This window comes from Paramesorhizobium deserti (genome assembly GCF_001558695.1).
Lineage (GTDB): Bacteria > Pseudomonadota > Alphaproteobacteria > Rhizobiales > Rhizobiaceae > Paramesorhizobium > Paramesorhizobium deserti.
In genome coordinates this window covers 1,078,511-1,093,437 of sequence record NZ_LNTU01000001.1, presented here as the reverse complement: position 1 = coordinate 1,093,437, position 14,927 = coordinate 1,078,511, and the positions used below count along the sequence as shown (strand labels likewise).

Sequence of the window (14,927 nt, the reverse complement as noted above, 5' to 3'; positions counted from 1 at the left end):
TCTGATTTCATATGGCCGCCCCGACCGCGCCGACATAAAGTCGATGCGGTCGGGGTGGCATTTTGTTGGTCTGTAAGGCTTCGATCCCGACACGCTGAGCAGCCCGCGCTGCCGCTCTCATTCGCAACTTTCCCGTTTTAAATTTGAGTTCCGGCTGCGGGATTTACACCCACAGAGTTGGAGTTGCGTGCCGTCGATGCACGATAATACAACCTCTGCGGGTTCCATTTAAATCATACTATCCCAAAAATTGTTTTTAAGGATTTTATAAAGTGAAGCGCATCAAGCTGTCCGTTCCTGTTCGTTTGAGCTCCAATTCTTTCCGCGTCGTGCAGGGTTCCCGCCGGAGCAGGTGTCTCGATCTTGCTCTTGTGCTTCTGGGCAGCACCGCCATTCTGCCTGCATTCCTTGCGGGCAATGCGCAGGCAGCCTGTGCCGACGGCGCCATCTGCGTGACGCAGACGACCGATAATGGTGATGTGAACGCACGGGGAAGCCTTAGCTGGGCCATCGCCCAGGCCAATGCCGGCGGCAACAAGACCATTGCTTTCGATCCAGAGGCTTTCACGGGACCGAATCCAAGGCTGTCCCTGACCGGAAATGTGCAGACGCCGCGTATATCGGATAGCGTCACCATCGACGGCAGCGGCGTGCCTGATCTGACGATCGACGGCAATAATCAGCGACAGGCATTTTTCATCCGTCCCGATAATCCCGATCCCAATAACCGGATCGATGTCACCATTCGCAATCTCAACATCGCCAATGCCCGCGCCAAGGGTGGAGACGGGGGGAAGGGGTCGGATGCTTCGGGAGCCTATGCGTCGGGCGGTGGTTTGGGAGCGGGAGGTGGTGTCTTCGCAGGCGATGGCAGCGACGTAACCCTTGAAAATGTCGATGTGGAGAACAATCATGCGCAAGGTGGGGACGCTGGTACAGCAGGCGAGGCAAATTGCTGCACCCCTACCGGTACCGGCGGCGGCGGATTGAATGGCGGCAATGGGGAATCCAATACTGCTGGCCACGGAGGCGGCGGAGGTGGTTTTGGTGCGGGTACTGATGGCGTCAACCATCACGGCGGCGGTCCGAACGGTGGTGCGCAGGGCGGTGGCAATGGTGGTGATTATTCCGGTGGCGGCGGTGGCAGCAATGGGCCGGGCGGTAATGGCGGCTTCGGCGGCGGCGGCGGCGGCGGTGATGCTTACTTAGGCGCAGTCGGTGGAAATGGTGGTTTTGGCGGCGGCGGCGGCGGCGGCAGTGGTATTTCATCAAACGGAGGACCGGGACCGACCACCCAGAAAGGCGGCAATGGTGGCTTTGGTGGCGGCGGTGGTGGTGGTCCTACCCCTACAGGCGAAACAGCCACAGGGGGATATGGTGGCGGAGCTGGCGGACTGAACAGCGGCGGCGGCGGTGCCGGCTTTGGCGGTGGCGTCTTCGGCGAGAATGGCAGCTCCATCAAATATAAAGGTAACGGCAACGTATCCGGCAATTCGGCGGCTGGCGGCAATGGGCGTGGCACCAGTTTCGGGCTCGGCAGCGGATTCTTCCTCAATGGCAGGACCGGCGTCAGTTTCTCAGCCGATGAAGGAGAAACGGCCACTATCAATGACGACATCGCCAGCGATGCCTACAGCGGCCCCGGCAATCAGAACAATCCGGACCCGGCCGGGGACGGGATCGATGGCGGTCTGACGAAGGAGGGCAAGGGCACGCTGGTTTTGAGAGGAAACAACAACTATGCCGGCGACACCAAGATATATGACGGCCTGGTCAATGTGGCAGCCGACAGGAACCTTGGCCATGTCAGCAGCAATATCAGGATCGATGGCGGTGGGCTCGAGTTCGCCGAGAGCTTTTCCACCAACCGCAGGGTCACGCTGGGCAGGAAGAAGGCCAGTCTGGACGGCGCGAATGGCAGCGTGCTCCCCCGGCGGGAGTCCGATGCTTCGCAGGACCTCAAGATCATCGATACGCAGGCCAACAATAACGCGCTGAACGGCGTGATCGATGGAGAGGGTGGGTTCGCCAAGAAGGGAACCGGAACGCTGACGCTGGCGGCCGCCAACATCTACACGGGCGAAACCCACATCGATGAAGGTACGGTGAAGCTTGCCGGCAACGGCAGCATCGCGCAGTCCCGCCGGGTCAAGGCCGATGCAACTTTCGACATCTCGGCCATCAGCGGACCGAGCTCGAAGATCCGCCGCCTCGCCGGCGCAAAGACAGGCCGGGTGCATCTTGGCAGCAAGGAACTCGTCATTACCAATGCGGACGACACCTTCGATGGTGTCATTGACGGGACCGGCAGGTTGAATGTCGATGGCGGATGGGAGACGCTGACCGGCACCAACACCTATACCGGCGGCACGAAGATCGGTAAGGCCGCGGTTCTCCAGCTCGGCAATGGCGGCAATTCCGGCAGCATCACTGGCAATGTCGACAACGACGGCACGCTCATCTTCAACCGTTCCGATGTCTATACCTTCAAGGGCGATATTTCAGGCGCCGGCGATGCGCATCAGGTCGGCACGGGCAAGACGGTGCTGACCGGCAGGAACAGCTATTCCGGGATAACGACCGTCGATCGGGGCATCCTGGCTGCCGGCGCGCGCAACACTTTCAGCGCCAATTCCGATCACATCGTCAAACAACACACGGCGCTCGACCTTGCCGGTTACGACCAGACGATCAAGTCGCTCGCCAATGCCGGTCTGGTCGATCTGGGCGGCAAGCCGGGAACGACCCTGACGACTCGCCAGGCCTATGCGGGGCAGGAGGGCTATGTGCATTTCAACACTGTGCTCGATGGCGATGATTCCCCCACCGACATGGTTCACATCGGTGGGGCCACGTCAGGCAAGTCCTATGTCATCGTTTCCAATATGGGCGGGGTGGGCGATCTGACCAAGGAGGGCATCAAGATCGTCGATGTCGACGGTGCCTCCGACGGCGTGTTCGAGCTCGTCGGCAACTACCAGAACAAGTACGGCAAGCAGGGTATCGGCTTCGGCGCCTACAGCTACAGCCTCGAGAAGGGTGGCGTTTCCACGCCCAATGATGGCGACTGGTATCTGCGCGGCACCTATCAGCCTGGCGTCGCGCTCTACGAAGCCTATCCGCAGCTCCTGCTGGCGATGAACAGCCTGCCGACCTTGAGACAGCGCGTCGGCACCCGCTACTGGTCGGGCGCCGGCAATCTGATGATCGAGCAGGGCGATGGCCCCGGCATCGCCGATCTGCCGCCGAGCCCGGAGGATGCCGGCCCGTCCGCCCTTGTCGAGCGCCGGGCGGTGTGGGGCAGGATGGAGTCGTCCTATGGCCGCATCCGCCCCGACACCTCGACGAGCGGTGCCGAGTCCGAACTGACGCTCTGGAAAGGACAGGCCGGGCTCGACGGCCAGTTCTACGAGAACGAAAGCGGTATCCTTATCGGCTCGCTCACCGGCCACTACACCTCCGGCGCGGCCGATGTGTCCTCGCCTTATGGCGATGGCAAGATCGACACCAAGGGTGCAGGCATCGGTGGAGCGCTGACCTGGTACGGCTATGACGGCTTCTATGTCGACGGGCAGGCGCAGGCGACCTGGTACAAGAGCGACCTCACCTCGTCGCTCCTCGACAGCAGCATGGCGTCTGGGCTCAAGGGCTTTGGCTATGCGCTGGGGCTGGAGGCCGGTCGCCGCTTCGATCTCGACTCCAGCTGGTCTCTGACCCCGCAGGCGCAGCTGGTCTATTCCAGCATCGACTTCGACGAGTTCACCGACCGCGCGCCCTTCCTGGCGAATGTGTCGCTGCAAAAGGGCGACAGCCTCCTCGGCCGCACGGGCGTGCAGCTCGATTACCAGCGTAGCTGGCAGGCCGACAACGGCACCACCAGCCGCATCAGCGCCTATGGTGCGGGCAATCTCTATTACGAGTTCCTCGATGGAACCGAGGTCAGCGTCGGTAGTGTCAAAAAGGTCAGCTTTGTCAGCGAGAACGACCGGGTCTGGGGCGGCTTCGGCGTTGGCGGGGCCTATAACTGGGCGGACGACCGCTATTCGCTCTATGGCGAGGCCTTCGCCCGCACGAGCCTTGCCGATTTCGGCGACAGCTATTCCGTCGGCGGTTCGCTCGGCCTGCGCGTCAAATGGTAGGGCACCGCTGGCCAGGAACGGCACATAATAAAAGGGCGGCGAAGGAAACTTCGCCGCCCTTGGCACGTGAAGGGTCGCTGGATCAATAGCCCATATCGACCTTCGGCGAAGCGTCGCTGAAACGGTCAGCGGCCGGATTGCTGGTCTCCACGGAAGCGCCTGTCGGAGTGGACATAAGGTGAGGCAAAGGCTTTGTCGAAAAATCCGAGGTACCGATGGAGCTTGTCGCCGTGTGGTCGACGCCAAGCTGGGTCGGATCCTGCAGATCGACCGGAACGCCGAAATTCGGATTCTCGGCAAAAGCTGCACCTGCGCTCAAAGCCAAGGCTGCAATGGTAAGAGTGAAAGTCTTCATTATTCATATCCCTGCTTCTCCGACGGAACCATTTCTCGTCGTAACGGCACGAAAAGTGCCATGCATTTCAGCGGGATTGAAAATAAAAATGCCCTAATCTGTTGTATTTTTGTGCGGCTGGTTAAGGAAACTTTCCTGAATGATATAGAATAAAAGATATCTTATATCTGATTATATGCTTTAATATCAAAACTATTCACAATATTCGATTCAACTATTCAGCCTTAACTGTCGGTCACGTGTGGTTGCTCTGCCCGCTTGCTCGGAGCAGCATTTCCCTTGGCAAGGCGGGGTATTCCTGGCGGTGGCCAGCCGGAAAACCGGCCGGCCCTTTTTTCGGCATCAATAGCCGCGTGCGGCGCCCGAAGCCGCGCGGCTGTCGATGGCGCCGTAATAGCGGCCGCCGGTGTCTCCGCCCTCAGCCTTCTCGATATCGGGAAGGCTCTTCCCGCCAACCAGTATGCCTGCCGCCTCGCCCCATATCGGCCAGTTCTCGTCTATATCGACATTATACCCCATGCCGGTGAGCAGGCGGCGCGTGTCGGGCGACAAGCCATAGGGCTCCATATAGACCTTGTCGGGCAGCCACTGGTGATGGATGCGCGGCGCGTCGATCGCTTCCTGGATGTTCATGCCATGGTCGATGACATTGATGATCGCTTCGAGCGTGATGGTGATGATGCGCGCGCCGCCGGGGCTGCCGATGACCATGAACGGCTTGCCATCCTTCGCGACGATCGTCGGGCTCATCGATGACAGCGGCGTTTTCTTCGGCGCGATGGCATTCGCCTCGCCCTGGATGAGACCATAGAGATTGGGCACCCCCGGCTTTGCGGTGAAATCGTCCATCTCGTTGTTGAGGAGAATGCCGGTTCCGGGCGCCACGACGCCGGCGCCGAAGGAGCCGTTCAGCGTATAGGTGACCGCGACGGCATTTCCCTCGTCGTCGATGATGGAATAGTGCGTCGTCTCCGTGCTCTCACCAAAGCCCTTGGGCATCAGATCCTGCGATACGCCAGCCTTGAATGGGCTGATCTTCTCGCGGATATCGGCGGCATAGTTCTCGTCCAGCAGCTTCGCGACCGGATTTTCGACGAAATCGGGATCGCCCAGCGCGGTGTTGCGATCGACATAGGCGTGGCGCATCGCCTCGACCATGAGATGCACCGTATCGGCCGAGCCGTAACCCAGATAGGAGATCGGATATCCCTCGAGAATATTCAGGATCTCGCAGATGATCACGCCGCCGGAGCTCGGCGGCGGTGAGGAAGAGATGTCATAGCCGCGATAATTGCATTTTACCGGCTCGAGCTCCCGAACCTGGTATTGCTCGAAGTCCTCCTTGGCGAGAATGCCATTGTTTTCCTGGCTCGCCTTGACGATCGCATCCGCAATCGCTCCCTTGTAGAAGGCGTCCGGCCCCTGTTCCGAGACGCTGGACAGCGATGCGGCAAGATCCGCCTGGGCAAGCGTTTCGCCCGCCGCATAGGGCTTGCCATCCGGTTTGAGGAAGATGGCCTTGGCGGCGGGATCGCTTGCCAGCGTATCGGCATTCTCGGCCAAGGCGGCGGCATCGCCCTGCTCCAGCACGAAGCCGTCTCTGGCCAGCTTGATCGCCGGTTCCATCAGCTCCTGCCGCGATTTCGTGCCGTAGCGGGTTCGGGCGGTCTCAAGGCCCATCACGGAGCCGGGCACGCCGACGGCGAGATAGCCGTCGGTGCTGAGCCCCTTCACCGGGTTGCCTTTGTCATCGAGATACATCGTTTTGGTGGAAGCGAGCGGCGCCCGCTCGCGGAAATCGAGGAAGGTCGTCTTGCCGTCCTTGAGGCGGATGGTCATGAAGCCGCCGCCGCCGATATTGCCGGCCCGGGGATAGACGACCGCCAGCGCATAGCCGACGGCCACCGCGGCATCGACGGCATTGCCGCCATTCTTCAAGGTTTCGACGCCGATATCCGATGCCAGATGCTGCGCCGTCACCACCATTCCGTGTTGGGCCTCGACCGGTTCCGGAGATGCGGCGAACACCGGTGCTAGCGGCGGCAGGCTGAGGGTAAACGCTAAAAGGACCGCGACGGCCTTCTTGTGGAGAGCATGCATGGTCAATCCTCCGTGGACTTGGCTCGCGGCAGGTTCGGAGCTTGCGTATGCCGCGTCAAGTCCAGGAAAGTGGAAGCTGTTTTCCCAAGGTGGGTGTAATCATGAGAGGGATAGGAATTTCCGTTTGACTATGGCATTCGCCGCGCGGAACGCCTAAATAGCGGTCCTAGCCGATTTTTACTCGGAAACGAGGACGCCATGATTCATGGCCGTGGGAATGTTGTCATCGGGATGACTGGTTTATGAAGCCTGACTATTACGAAACGCTCGGCGTCAACAAGGGCGCGGATGAAAAGACCCTGAAAAGCGCGTTCCGCAAGCTTGCCATGCAGTATCATCCGGACAGGAACCCCGGAGATCACGAGGCGGAACGAAGGTTCAAGGAAATCGGTGAGGCTTATGAGACGCTGAAGGACCCGCAGAAGCGGGCCGCCTACGACCGCTTCGGCCATGCCGCATTCGAGAATGGCGGCGGCTTCGGCGCCCATGGTTTTGGTGCTGCCGGCGGCTTCGCCGATATCTTCGAGGATATCTTCGGCGAGATGATGGGCGGCGGGCGCCAGCGCCGGGCCAATGGCCGCGAGCGCGGCGCCGATCTGCGCTACAATATGGAGATCACGCTGGAGGAGGCCTATACCGGCAAGACGGCGCAGATCCGTGTGCCGACCTCCATCGTTTGCGAGGATTGTTCGGGCAGCGGCGCCAGGCCCGGCACGCAGCCCGTCACCTGCTCGATGTGCGGCGGCGCGGGCCGCGTGCGCGCGGCGCAGGGTTTCTTCTCCATCGAACGGACCTGCCCGTCCTGTAACGGGCGCGGCCAGACCATCAAGGATCCTTGCGGCAAATGCTCAGGGCAAGGCCGCGTCACACAGGAGCGCTCGCTTTCCGTCAACATTCCGGCCGGCATCGAGGACGGCACGCGCATCCGCCTCTCCGGCGAGGGCGAGGCGGGCCTTCGCGGCGGGCCTTCGGGCGATCTCTATATCTTCCTCTCCATCAAGCCGCATGAGTTCTTCCAGCGCGACGGCGCCGATCTCTATTGCAAGGTGCCCATCTCCATGACCACGGCGGCGTTGGGCGGCCAGTTCGAGGTGTCGACGCTCGACGGCACGCAGACCCGCGTCAAGATCCCCGAGGGCACGCAGAACGGCAAGCAGTTCCGCCTGAAGGGCAAGGGAATGCCCGTCCTGCGCCAGCCGGCCATGGGCGACCTCTATATCCAGATCGCCATCGAAACGCCGCAGAACCTCAACCGGCGGCAGCGCGAGCTGCTGGAAGAATTCGAGAAGATTTCCTCCAAGGAGAACAGCCCGCAATCGACAGGCTTCTTCTCGCGGATGAAGGAATTCTTCGAGGGCATTGGCGAATAACGTGTATAATTAATTAGGATTTCTGATCCTAAACTCGCCATGACGCCTTGCTTCCGCCATGCAATGCGTCATAAATCTGCCCGATAACGACATTTGGGAGCAGACGCCATGGCAGGACCACTCGGCAAGAAGATTGCGGAGAAGTTCGATGAGGAGATCCGGTTCTTCAAGGGCTGGATCGATGGTCCTAAGGCGGTCGGCGCCATCCTGCCGACAAGTTCTGTCACGGCGCGGCGTATGGCGAGCGTCATCGACATCCATTCCGGCCTGCCGGTGCTGGAGTTGGGACCCGGAACCGGCGTCATCACCAAGGCGATCCTGCAGCGCGGCGTGAAGCCCGCGGATCTTTATTCCGTCGAATATTCGGAGGATTTCGTCCGCCATCTGCGCGAGGATTTTCCTGACGTCAACATCATCCATGGCGATGCGTTCGATCTCGATAAGACGCTTGGCGAGAACAAGGGTCTCGTCTTCGACAGCGTCATCTCCGCCGTGCCGCTTTTGAGCTTCCCCGTCGAGAAGCGGGTGGCGATCCTGGAGGATCTCCTGAACAGGATCCCCGATGGGCGGCCGGTGATACAGATCACCTATGGACCCTTGTCGCCCGTACCCGCCGGCCGCGGGAACTATGTCGTCCAGCACTATGATTTCGTCATCCGCAATGTTCCCCCGGCGCGGCTATGGGTCTATAAGCGCGGGCGTACCTGATTTTTCTGTCCACACGGCTTAGCATGGCTCCCAGAATTCTCGTTTTCGCCGGCTCGATCCGCTCGGGAGCCTTCAGCAGCAGGACGGCTGACGCCGCCGTCAAGGAGCTTGCGCTGCAGGGCGCCGAGGTCACGCGCATTTCGCTTGCTGATTATCCCTTGCCGATCATGGACGAGGATCTGGAGAAGGAAAAGGGCGTCCCGGAAAACGCCATGCGGCTCGGTCGCATGTTCGCGGCCCATGAGGGGCTGATGATCTGCTCGCCGGAATATAATTCTTCCATCCCGCCGCTTCTGAAGAACACCATCGACTGGGTCAGCCGCATCTCGCGCGATGGCGAGCATGTGCTGCGCCCCTATGCCGGCAAGATCGTCGGCCTCTGTTCCTCGTCGGACGGCAATTACGCCGGCATCCGCGGCCTTTATCATCTGCGCTCGGTGCTGATGAATGTCGGCACCCAGATCATCACCGAGCAATGCTCCGTGGCGCGCGCGTCGGAGGCCTTCAACGAGGATGGCTCCTTAAGGGACGAACGCACCGCCAAGATGATGACGAGGGCCTGCATCTCGCTGATCGAGCATGTGCAGATGGCGTCGTTTAGACGCTGATGCACGCTTATTACATCACTCACCCCCAGATCGTGATGAATCCGGCGGTCCCCGTTCCGCAATGGGGATTGTCCGAGACGGGACGAGCGCGGATCGAGGCCGTCTGTGACAGGCCATGGGTGCTCTCGCTCACGCGGATATTTTCCAGCGACGAGAAAAAGGCGATCGAGACGGCCGGGATATTGGCCCGCAATACCGGCTGCCCGATCGAGATCGATCCCCTGATGGGCGAGAACGACCGTTCGTCTACCGGTTTCCTGCCGCCGCCTGAATTCGAAAAGGCGGCCGACCGCTTCTTTGCCGAACCCGAGGAAAGCTTCAAGGGATGGGAGCGGGCGGTGGATGCTGAGGCCCGCATCGTCAAAGCCGTCAGCATAGCGCTGGAGCGTTGCTCTGGAGACGGGCCGGTGGCCTTCGTTGGTCATGGCGGCGTCGGTACCCTCCTGAAGTGCCATTTCGGTGGCTATCCCATTTCGCGTGTTCATGATCAGCCGCCCGGTGGCGGAAATATCTTCGCCTTCCGGCTTTCCGACCGCGCGTGTCTGTGCGATTGGAAGCCGGTGGAAACATTCAGCGGTGATTTTCATGGATGAGAATAGAGTGCGCGACCGGCTGATCGTCGGCCTTGATGTTCCAACGGTGAAGGAAGCCGAAGCCGTCGTCGCGGCTTTGGGCCACACGGTCTCCTTCTATAAGATCGGTTATCAGCTTGCCTTCGCGGGCGGGCTGGATTTTGCCGGGGAGCTTGTCCGCTCGGGCAAACAAGTCTTTCTCGACATGAAACTGCTCGATATCGACAACACCGTCGCCAAGGGCGTCGAGAACATCGCCAAAATGGGCGTCTCCATGCTGACGCTGCATGCCTATCCCAAGGCGATGCGCGCCGGCGTCGAAGCGGCGAAAGGCTCCGGCCTCTGCCTGCTGGCGGTTACGGTGCTCACCTCCATGGATGGCGCGGATTTGGCCGATGCCGGTTATAGCCTGGACCCGCAGACGCTGGTTCTGAGGCGTGCCGAGCAGGCGCGCGCCGCCGGTATGGGCGGCATTGTCTGCGCGGCGCCCGAGGCATCCGCCGTACGCCGCATCATCGGCCCCGACATGGCGCTGGTCACACCGGGCATCCGTCCCGCCGGGGCGGACAAGGGCGACCAGAAACGCGTCATGACGCCGGGCGAGGCGCTTAAGGCCGGTTCGAGCCATCTCGTCGTCGCCCGCCCCATCATTGCTGCCGAGGACAAGCAGGCCGCCGCCCGCGCCATTCTGGCGGAAATGGCCGCGGCTGTCGCCCAGCCGGCAGATTTAAGCTGAAGGAAGAGGAATATGACGAAAGCCTATTGGATTGCGCGCGTCGATGTCAGGGATCCCGAGCGCTACAAGGATTACGTCTCAACCGCCAAACCCGCTTTCGAGCGCTACGGTGCCAAATTCCTGGCGCGCGGCGGCACGGCGCATACCGTCGAAGGGCCGGGCCGCGCCCGCAATGTCATCATCGAATTTCCGTCCATTCAGGCCGCGCTCGATTGCTACAATTCGCCGGAATATCAGGCCGCGAAAGCGATCCGCCAGACCGTTGCCGATGGCGAGATCGTCATCGTGGAAGGATATGAGGGTTAGAGGGGCTCATGTCCTGATGGAATCGCTCGGATTCCTTTGAACCATTGTTGTGGTGGAAAAGTCGAGGCATGGATCCCAGTGACAAGCACTGGGATGACGGGTGAAGATGTTTTCCCTCTACCCACAATCGTTCTTGCCAAGCGGAGACGCTGAAGATCTTTCGCCTACGGCTAACCGCCGTCATCCCAGTGCTTGTCACTGGGATCCATGCCTCTACGGTGCAGTCTCCGCATCGTTTCCATCAAAAAGTGAACCGTTCCAAAGCCCTTGCGGTGCAGCTGGATACTGGCCGGCGGGCGGGTGCGGTTCGCCGGATTTTGGCTGTAACGCGAATTGTGAGGGTGACTTCCAGGATTGCTCATTGCTGGCGGTCAATTGACACGCGCTCCCCAGCAATTTCCATGAGCTGTTGTTGAGGACTTTCTCGCAGCGCGCCAGCTGTGGCCCCGTGGGCAGCCTGAGGCAAACCTGATCGCCTTCGTCGTAACGCAAGCCATTGCCGAGGCATTGGCAGTCCGCAAGTGCGGCCTGCGCAAGCAAAATGCCTGTAACGCCCCCCGCGACGAACGAGATCGCGCGCATAATGATAGAATATCACGCAGCGCCAATGCGCGCCACGCCGAGTTGTCCTTCAGAGCCTTACCGGCCGGTCGAAAACGCCTTGCACCGCAATATCCAGCAGCAATGGCCGGCCGGCATTTGGGTCGGCCTCGCGTTCGCTTTCACCCATTCCCTGATGCGCCGTGGTGACGAGCAGCCGGTTGGCATCGGGGCCGACGAAGGCCGGGCAGGAGGGCTGGCGGGCCGGCACCGGAACCGAGCGGATCAGCCTGCCGTCGGGCGAATAGGCGTGGACGGCTCCCGCACCCCAGCAGGCATTCCAGAGGACACCGTTCGCATCCACCACGGAGCCGTCCAGCCCGCCGTCTTCGATCCGGTGATGAAAGACGCTTCTTTCGCTCACCGGCAGGCCGGTCTCCGGGTCCGTGTCGACGCGCCAGAGGACATTCTTGTCGGTATCCGCGAAATAGGCGACGCGCCCGTCGGGCGAGAACGAGATCGAATTGGTGATGGTGATGCCGGAGAAGAGCTGGCGGACCTCGCCCTCGCGATACCACCAGATGGAGCCGGCGCCGGCCTCGGCCTTTTTGCCCATCGTCCCCATCCAAAAGGCGCCGGAAGGGTGCACGCGCGCATCATTCGAGCGGGTGGCCGGATTGTCGGCCTCGATCGCTTTGTGCAGCGTCAGCACGCCGCTTGCGCGGTCACGGATATAGAGCCCCTTCTCGGTCCAGAGCATTTGGCTTTGCGCATCGATGACGGCGAGCGCGCTCGCCATAAGCCCAAGCTCGTGTACCCGCGTTTCGCCCTCGGGCCATTTCTTCTCGAGAAGCCTGCCCGCCAGGATATCGAACCACCAGACCGTACCGGTCAGCGGATCGTAGCCCGGCCCTTCACCGAGTTCGCAGACGATGTCGGAAAAGAGTGTGGCGTTGGACGCGGTCGTCATGCGTATCTCTCTCCGAAGAAAACCGCGTCATAGGCCTGGATGGTCAGCCGGGCGCGCTCCGCTACATCGGCTGCGGACATGCCCGGCTTATAGATGCTGGATCCCAGGCCGAAGGCGCGGATGCCCACCTCGCCGTAAGACGCGAAATCGCCCTCGGCGACGCCGCCCACCGCGCCGATCACCGTGCCCTTCGGCAGGACGGCGCTCACCGCCTTGATGCCCTGAGGTCCAAACACATTGGCGGGGAAGAATTTCAGTCCCGAAGCGCCCGCCTTCAGTGCGGCCAGCGCCTCGGTCGGTGAGAAGACGCCGGGCATCGTCACCATTTCGGCGGTGGAAGCGGCGCGGATCACCTCGGCATCCACATTGGGGCTCACCATCAGCCGCCCGCCTGCATCGTCGAGCCGCTTGACGCTGGCTGTATCGAGCACCGTTCCCGCCCCGACCAGCACATTGGCTGGCAATGCCTTCGCGACCATCTCGATGGAGCGGAACGGCTCCGGCGAGTTAAGCGGGATCTCAATCGCCTCGAACCCGGCATCCGCCAGCGCATGGCAGATATCCACCGCCTCTTCTGGTCTGATTCCGCGCAGGATGGCGATCAGGTCGCGCTTCAGCTTCGGCCAGGCGACGGAGGGGGCGTGAGTCATGCCGTTTCCTTTCGGGAGGAGAACCATAGTCCTGTGGCGGCGGCGTGCAGGCCCTTTCTGACCGCATCATCGGCATCCACCGTTTCGCAATCGAAGCCCGCCGCGCCGAGCGCCTTGCGATAAAGCCGCTCCATGCGTCCTGATGCGATGAGCTGCACCGTCCGGATATCGGCGGGCGCCTTGGCGCGCGCGTCAGCTGCCTCCGACCCGATCACCATGCCGGAAAGCTTTGCTGCGGCTTCATCCTCGCCCTGTCCGTTGAGCAGCATCGCCGCGCGAAGCTCGAAAAGCGTGCCGAGCAGGCTGAAATCAGGGGCCAGCGCCTGCTCAAGACCGGTGGCGAAGCCCGGATGGTCGGCATCGACGCTCTCCGCCGCCGCGCCGATGGAATGGCGCAGGATCGACTGGCTGCAGATCAACGCATAGAGCTCGCCGGTCAGATAGGTGGAGAAACGCGATACTCTTCCGCCTTCCAGATGAACCCATTTGGAATGAGTGCCCGGCATGGCGACGAGACCGGAGAAACCGGGCTTGCCATGCACGAGGCCGAGAAGCTGGGTTTCCTCGCCGCGCATGACATTGGGCTTTGCGCCCTGCTGCGCCAGGCCCGGCACGATGCGAATGTCGCGCTTGGTATCGATGATACGTGCCGAGGCGGCGAGAATGGTCGCGGGGTCAGCCGGGATATCCACATAGGATGCTTCGACCCAGCCCTGCCGCGATCCCGCCATGCCGCAGACGACGACAGGCAGGTTAGCCGGCGCGCCGAGCGCCGCGAGATGGCATTCGAGGACCTGCGAGAAGCCGCTTGCGCGCGACGCGTCGAGCCCGTCGTCGCTGCGCCGCTCTGCGAGCACGTTGCCAGCCTTGTCCATGAGCCAGAGCCGGAACCGGCTCGTGCCCCAGTCGGCCCCGGCGAAAGCGGGCTCTTCGTCTCTGCTCACAAACAACCTCCGTCGACGATCAGTGTCTGCGCGGTGAGCATGCGGGCTGCGTCGGAAGCAAGGAACAGGCAGGGCCCGACCATGTCGTCCGGCAGCACCTCTTCCTTGAGGCACTGCTTGCCAAGATGGGCCTTGAGGCCTTCCTCCGTCACCCAGAGCGTCTTCTGGCGCTCCGTCATCACCCAGCCGGGCGCAATCGCGTTGACGCGGATTTTATCCGGCCCGAGCGCTCCGGCAAGCCCCTTGGTCAGGCCGATGACGCCGGCCTTCGCCGCGGTATAGACGGGCAGGTCGCCCTGATTGATCATGAAGGAGATGGAGGTGAAATTGACGATCGCGCCGCCGCCGGCCTTTTTCATGCCCGGCAGCACCGCCTGCACGGCAAAAAACTGCGGCCGCAGATTGATCGACTGGTTGAGGTTCCAATAGTCCTCGGTCACGTCCTCGACCGCGTGCCGGTCGTCCCATGCGGCATTGTTGACCAGGACGGTGACCGGGCCATGCGCCGCTTCGGCCTTCGCCGCCGCCTGGCGCAGAGCATCGAGATCGCGCAGATCCGCATCGAGATAGAGCGGGCGGCTGCCATATTTCTTTTCCAGCGTCTCGACCAGCGCCGTCGATGATTCCCTGGCGATGTCGATGAAGGCGACCTTGGCGCCCTGCGCGACGAAGCCTTCCGTCAGCGAGGCGCCGATGCCGGAACCGCCGCCGGTGATCAGGATGGAGCGGTCCTTCAGGTCGGGAAATACGGTCGATGGCAGCATGAAGGGTCCTCCCAGGCTGGCTTGCATAATTGTTGCGGCTTTTGCCGGCCCGAACCGCTTAGCGGAATTCAGCGAAACCGTATAGTATGATAAATAAAATTTCCTGTTATCGCGGTTCCGTCCATGACAGTTTGGCGCCCTGTTTCGACCATAGCGAATCGCTGA

14 protein-coding genes are annotated in these 14,927 nt (G+C 61.6%); 7 read left to right on the top strand and 7 right to left on the bottom strand.

Going from position 1 to position 14,927, the window contains the following annotated elements:
- Window positions 1-272 precede the first annotated feature (272 nt).
- On the top strand, window positions 273-4,139 hold the full coding sequence (locus ATN84_RS27995; RefSeq protein ID WP_068880420.1) for an autotransporter family protein: 3,867 nt from the start codon (window positions 273-275) through the stop codon (window positions 4,137-4,139).
- 82 nt (window positions 4,140-4,221) lie between these two features.
- Here ATN84_RS27995 and ATN84_RS27415 read toward each other — a convergent pair whose 3' ends face one another.
- Complete coding sequence (locus tag ATN84_RS27415) at window positions 4,222-4,494, bottom strand: hypothetical protein (protein WP_068880418.1); 273 nt, start codon at window positions 4,492-4,494, stop codon at window positions 4,222-4,224.
- 342 nt (window positions 4,495-4,836) lie between these two features.
- On the bottom strand, window positions 4,837-6,594 hold the full coding sequence (ggt, locus tag ATN84_RS05110; RefSeq protein WP_068880416.1) for a gamma-glutamyltransferase: 1,758 nt from the start codon (window positions 6,592-6,594) through the stop codon (window positions 4,837-4,839).
- A 242-nt stretch (window positions 6,595-6,836) separates the two neighbouring features.
- On the opposite strand from ggt, the gene dnaJ reads away from it, so the two are divergent.
- The 6 genes from dnaJ to ATN84_RS05080 all read left to right on the top strand — a co-directional run bounded on the left by dnaJ (window position 6,837) and on the right by ATN84_RS05080 (window position 10,894).
- Window positions 6,837-7,964 (top strand): molecular chaperone DnaJ, encoded by a 1,128-nt coding sequence (gene dnaJ / locus ATN84_RS05105; protein WP_068880414.1) that lies wholly within the window; start codon window positions 6,837-6,839, stop codon window positions 7,962-7,964.
- Between the two features lie 108 nt (window positions 7,965-8,072).
- Complete coding sequence (gene pmtA, locus ATN84_RS05100) at window positions 8,073-8,672, top strand: phospholipid N-methyltransferase PmtA (RefSeq protein WP_068880412.1); 600 nt, start codon at window positions 8,073-8,075, stop codon at window positions 8,670-8,672.
- Between the two features lie 23 nt (window positions 8,673-8,695).
- Window positions 8,696-9,280 carry an NADPH-dependent FMN reductase gene (locus tag ATN84_RS05095; protein WP_068880410.1) on the top strand — a complete coding sequence of 195 codons (585 nt, stop codon included), beginning with the start codon at window positions 8,696-8,698 and terminating at the stop codon, window positions 9,278-9,280.
- The gene (locus ATN84_RS05090) at window positions 9,280-9,873 is read left to right on the top strand and encodes a histidine phosphatase family protein (protein ID WP_068880408.1); all 594 of its coding nucleotides are present in this window, start codon (window positions 9,280-9,282) and stop codon (window positions 9,871-9,873) included. The genes ATN84_RS05095 and ATN84_RS05090 overlap by 1 nt, the downstream gene beginning before the upstream one ends.
- Window positions 9,866-10,588 (top strand): orotidine-5'-phosphate decarboxylase, encoded by a 723-nt coding sequence (pyrF, locus tag ATN84_RS05085; protein WP_068880406.1) that lies wholly within the window; start codon window positions 9,866-9,868, stop codon window positions 10,586-10,588. The genes ATN84_RS05090 and pyrF overlap by 8 nt, the downstream gene beginning before the upstream one ends.
- Window positions 10,589-10,600: 12 nt before the next feature.
- Window positions 10,601-10,894, top strand: a complete 294-nt coding sequence (locus ATN84_RS05080) for a DUF1330 domain-containing protein (protein ID WP_068880405.1) — start codon at window positions 10,601-10,603, stop codon at window positions 10,892-10,894.
- Window positions 10,895-11,107: 213 nt separating this feature from the next.
- On the opposite strand, the gene ATN84_RS27215 is transcribed toward ATN84_RS05080, so the two are convergent.
- Genes ATN84_RS27215 through ATN84_RS05060 form a run of 5 tightly spaced genes read right to left on the bottom strand, consistent with a single transcriptional unit; the run spans window position 11,108 to window position 14,762 of the window.
- Entirely contained in the window at window positions 11,108-11,476 is a 369-nt protein-coding gene (locus tag ATN84_RS27215) for a hypothetical protein (protein ID WP_161939553.1), read from the bottom strand.
- 49 nt (window positions 11,477-11,525) lie between these two features.
- The gene (locus ATN84_RS05075) at window positions 11,526-12,404 is read right to left on the bottom strand and encodes an SMP-30/gluconolactonase/LRE family protein (RefSeq protein WP_068880403.1); all 879 of its coding nucleotides are present in this window, start codon (window positions 12,402-12,404) and stop codon (window positions 11,526-11,528) included.
- Window positions 12,401-13,054 carry a 2-dehydro-3-deoxy-6-phosphogalactonate aldolase gene (locus ATN84_RS05070; protein ID WP_068880401.1) on the bottom strand — a complete coding sequence of 218 codons (654 nt, stop codon included), beginning with the start codon at window positions 13,052-13,054 and terminating at the stop codon, window positions 12,401-12,403. Before ATN84_RS05070 ends, ATN84_RS05075 begins: the two co-directional genes overlap by 4 nt.
- Window positions 13,051-13,998 carry a 2-dehydro-3-deoxygalactonokinase gene (locus tag ATN84_RS05065; RefSeq protein WP_244490975.1) on the bottom strand — a complete coding sequence of 316 codons (948 nt, stop codon included), beginning with the start codon at window positions 13,996-13,998 and terminating at the stop codon, window positions 13,051-13,053. Before ATN84_RS05065 ends, ATN84_RS05070 begins: the two co-directional genes overlap by 4 nt.
- Window positions 13,995-14,762 (bottom strand): SDR family NAD(P)-dependent oxidoreductase, encoded by a 768-nt coding sequence (locus ATN84_RS05060; RefSeq protein ID WP_068880397.1) that lies wholly within the window; start codon window positions 14,760-14,762, stop codon window positions 13,995-13,997. The genes ATN84_RS05065 and ATN84_RS05060 overlap by 4 nt, the downstream gene beginning before the upstream one ends.
- Window positions 14,763-14,927: the final 165 nt, after the last annotated feature.

What these genes read in the sequence shown, in the direction of transcription:
- ATN84_RS27415 (WP_068880418.1), bottom strand. Translation starts at nt 4,494, where the DNA reads ATGAAGACTTTCACTCTTACCATTGCAGCCTTGGCTTTGAGCGCAGGT.
- ggt (WP_068880416.1), bottom strand. Translation starts at nt 6,594, where the DNA reads ATGCATGCTCTCCACAAGAAGGCCGTCGCGGTCCTTTTAGCGTTTACC.
- dnaJ (WP_068880414.1), top strand. Translation starts at nt 6,837, where the DNA reads ATGAAGCCTGACTATTACGAAACGCTCGGCGTCAACAAGGGCGCGGAT.
- pmtA (WP_068880412.1), top strand. Translation starts at nt 8,073, where the DNA reads ATGGCAGGACCACTCGGCAAGAAGATTGCGGAGAAGTTCGATGAGGAG.
- ATN84_RS05095 (WP_068880410.1), top strand. Translation starts at nt 8,696, where the DNA reads ATGGCTCCCAGAATTCTCGTTTTCGCCGGCTCGATCCGCTCGGGAGCC.
- ATN84_RS05090 (WP_068880408.1), top strand. Translation starts at nt 9,280, where the DNA reads ATGCACGCTTATTACATCACTCACCCCCAGATCGTGATGAATCCGGCG.
- pyrF (WP_068880406.1), top strand. Translation starts at nt 9,866, where the DNA reads ATGGATGAGAATAGAGTGCGCGACCGGCTGATCGTCGGCCTTGATGTT.
- ATN84_RS05080 (WP_068880405.1), top strand. Translation starts at nt 10,601, where the DNA reads ATGACGAAAGCCTATTGGATTGCGCGCGTCGATGTCAGGGATCCCGAG.
- ATN84_RS27215 (WP_161939553.1), bottom strand. Translation starts at nt 11,476, where the DNA reads ATGCGCGCGATCTCGTTCGTCGCGGGGGGCGTTACAGGCATTTTGCTT.
- ATN84_RS05075 (WP_068880403.1), bottom strand. Translation starts at nt 12,404, where the DNA reads ATGACGACCGCGTCCAACGCCACACTCTTTTCCGACATCGTCTGCGAA.
- ATN84_RS05070 (WP_068880401.1), bottom strand. Translation starts at nt 13,054, where the DNA reads ATGACTCACGCCCCCTCCGTCGCCTGGCCGAAGCTGAAGCGCGACCTG.
- ATN84_RS05060 (WP_068880397.1), bottom strand. Translation starts at nt 14,762, where the DNA reads ATGCTGCCATCGACCGTATTTCCCGACCTGAAGGACCGCTCCATCCTG.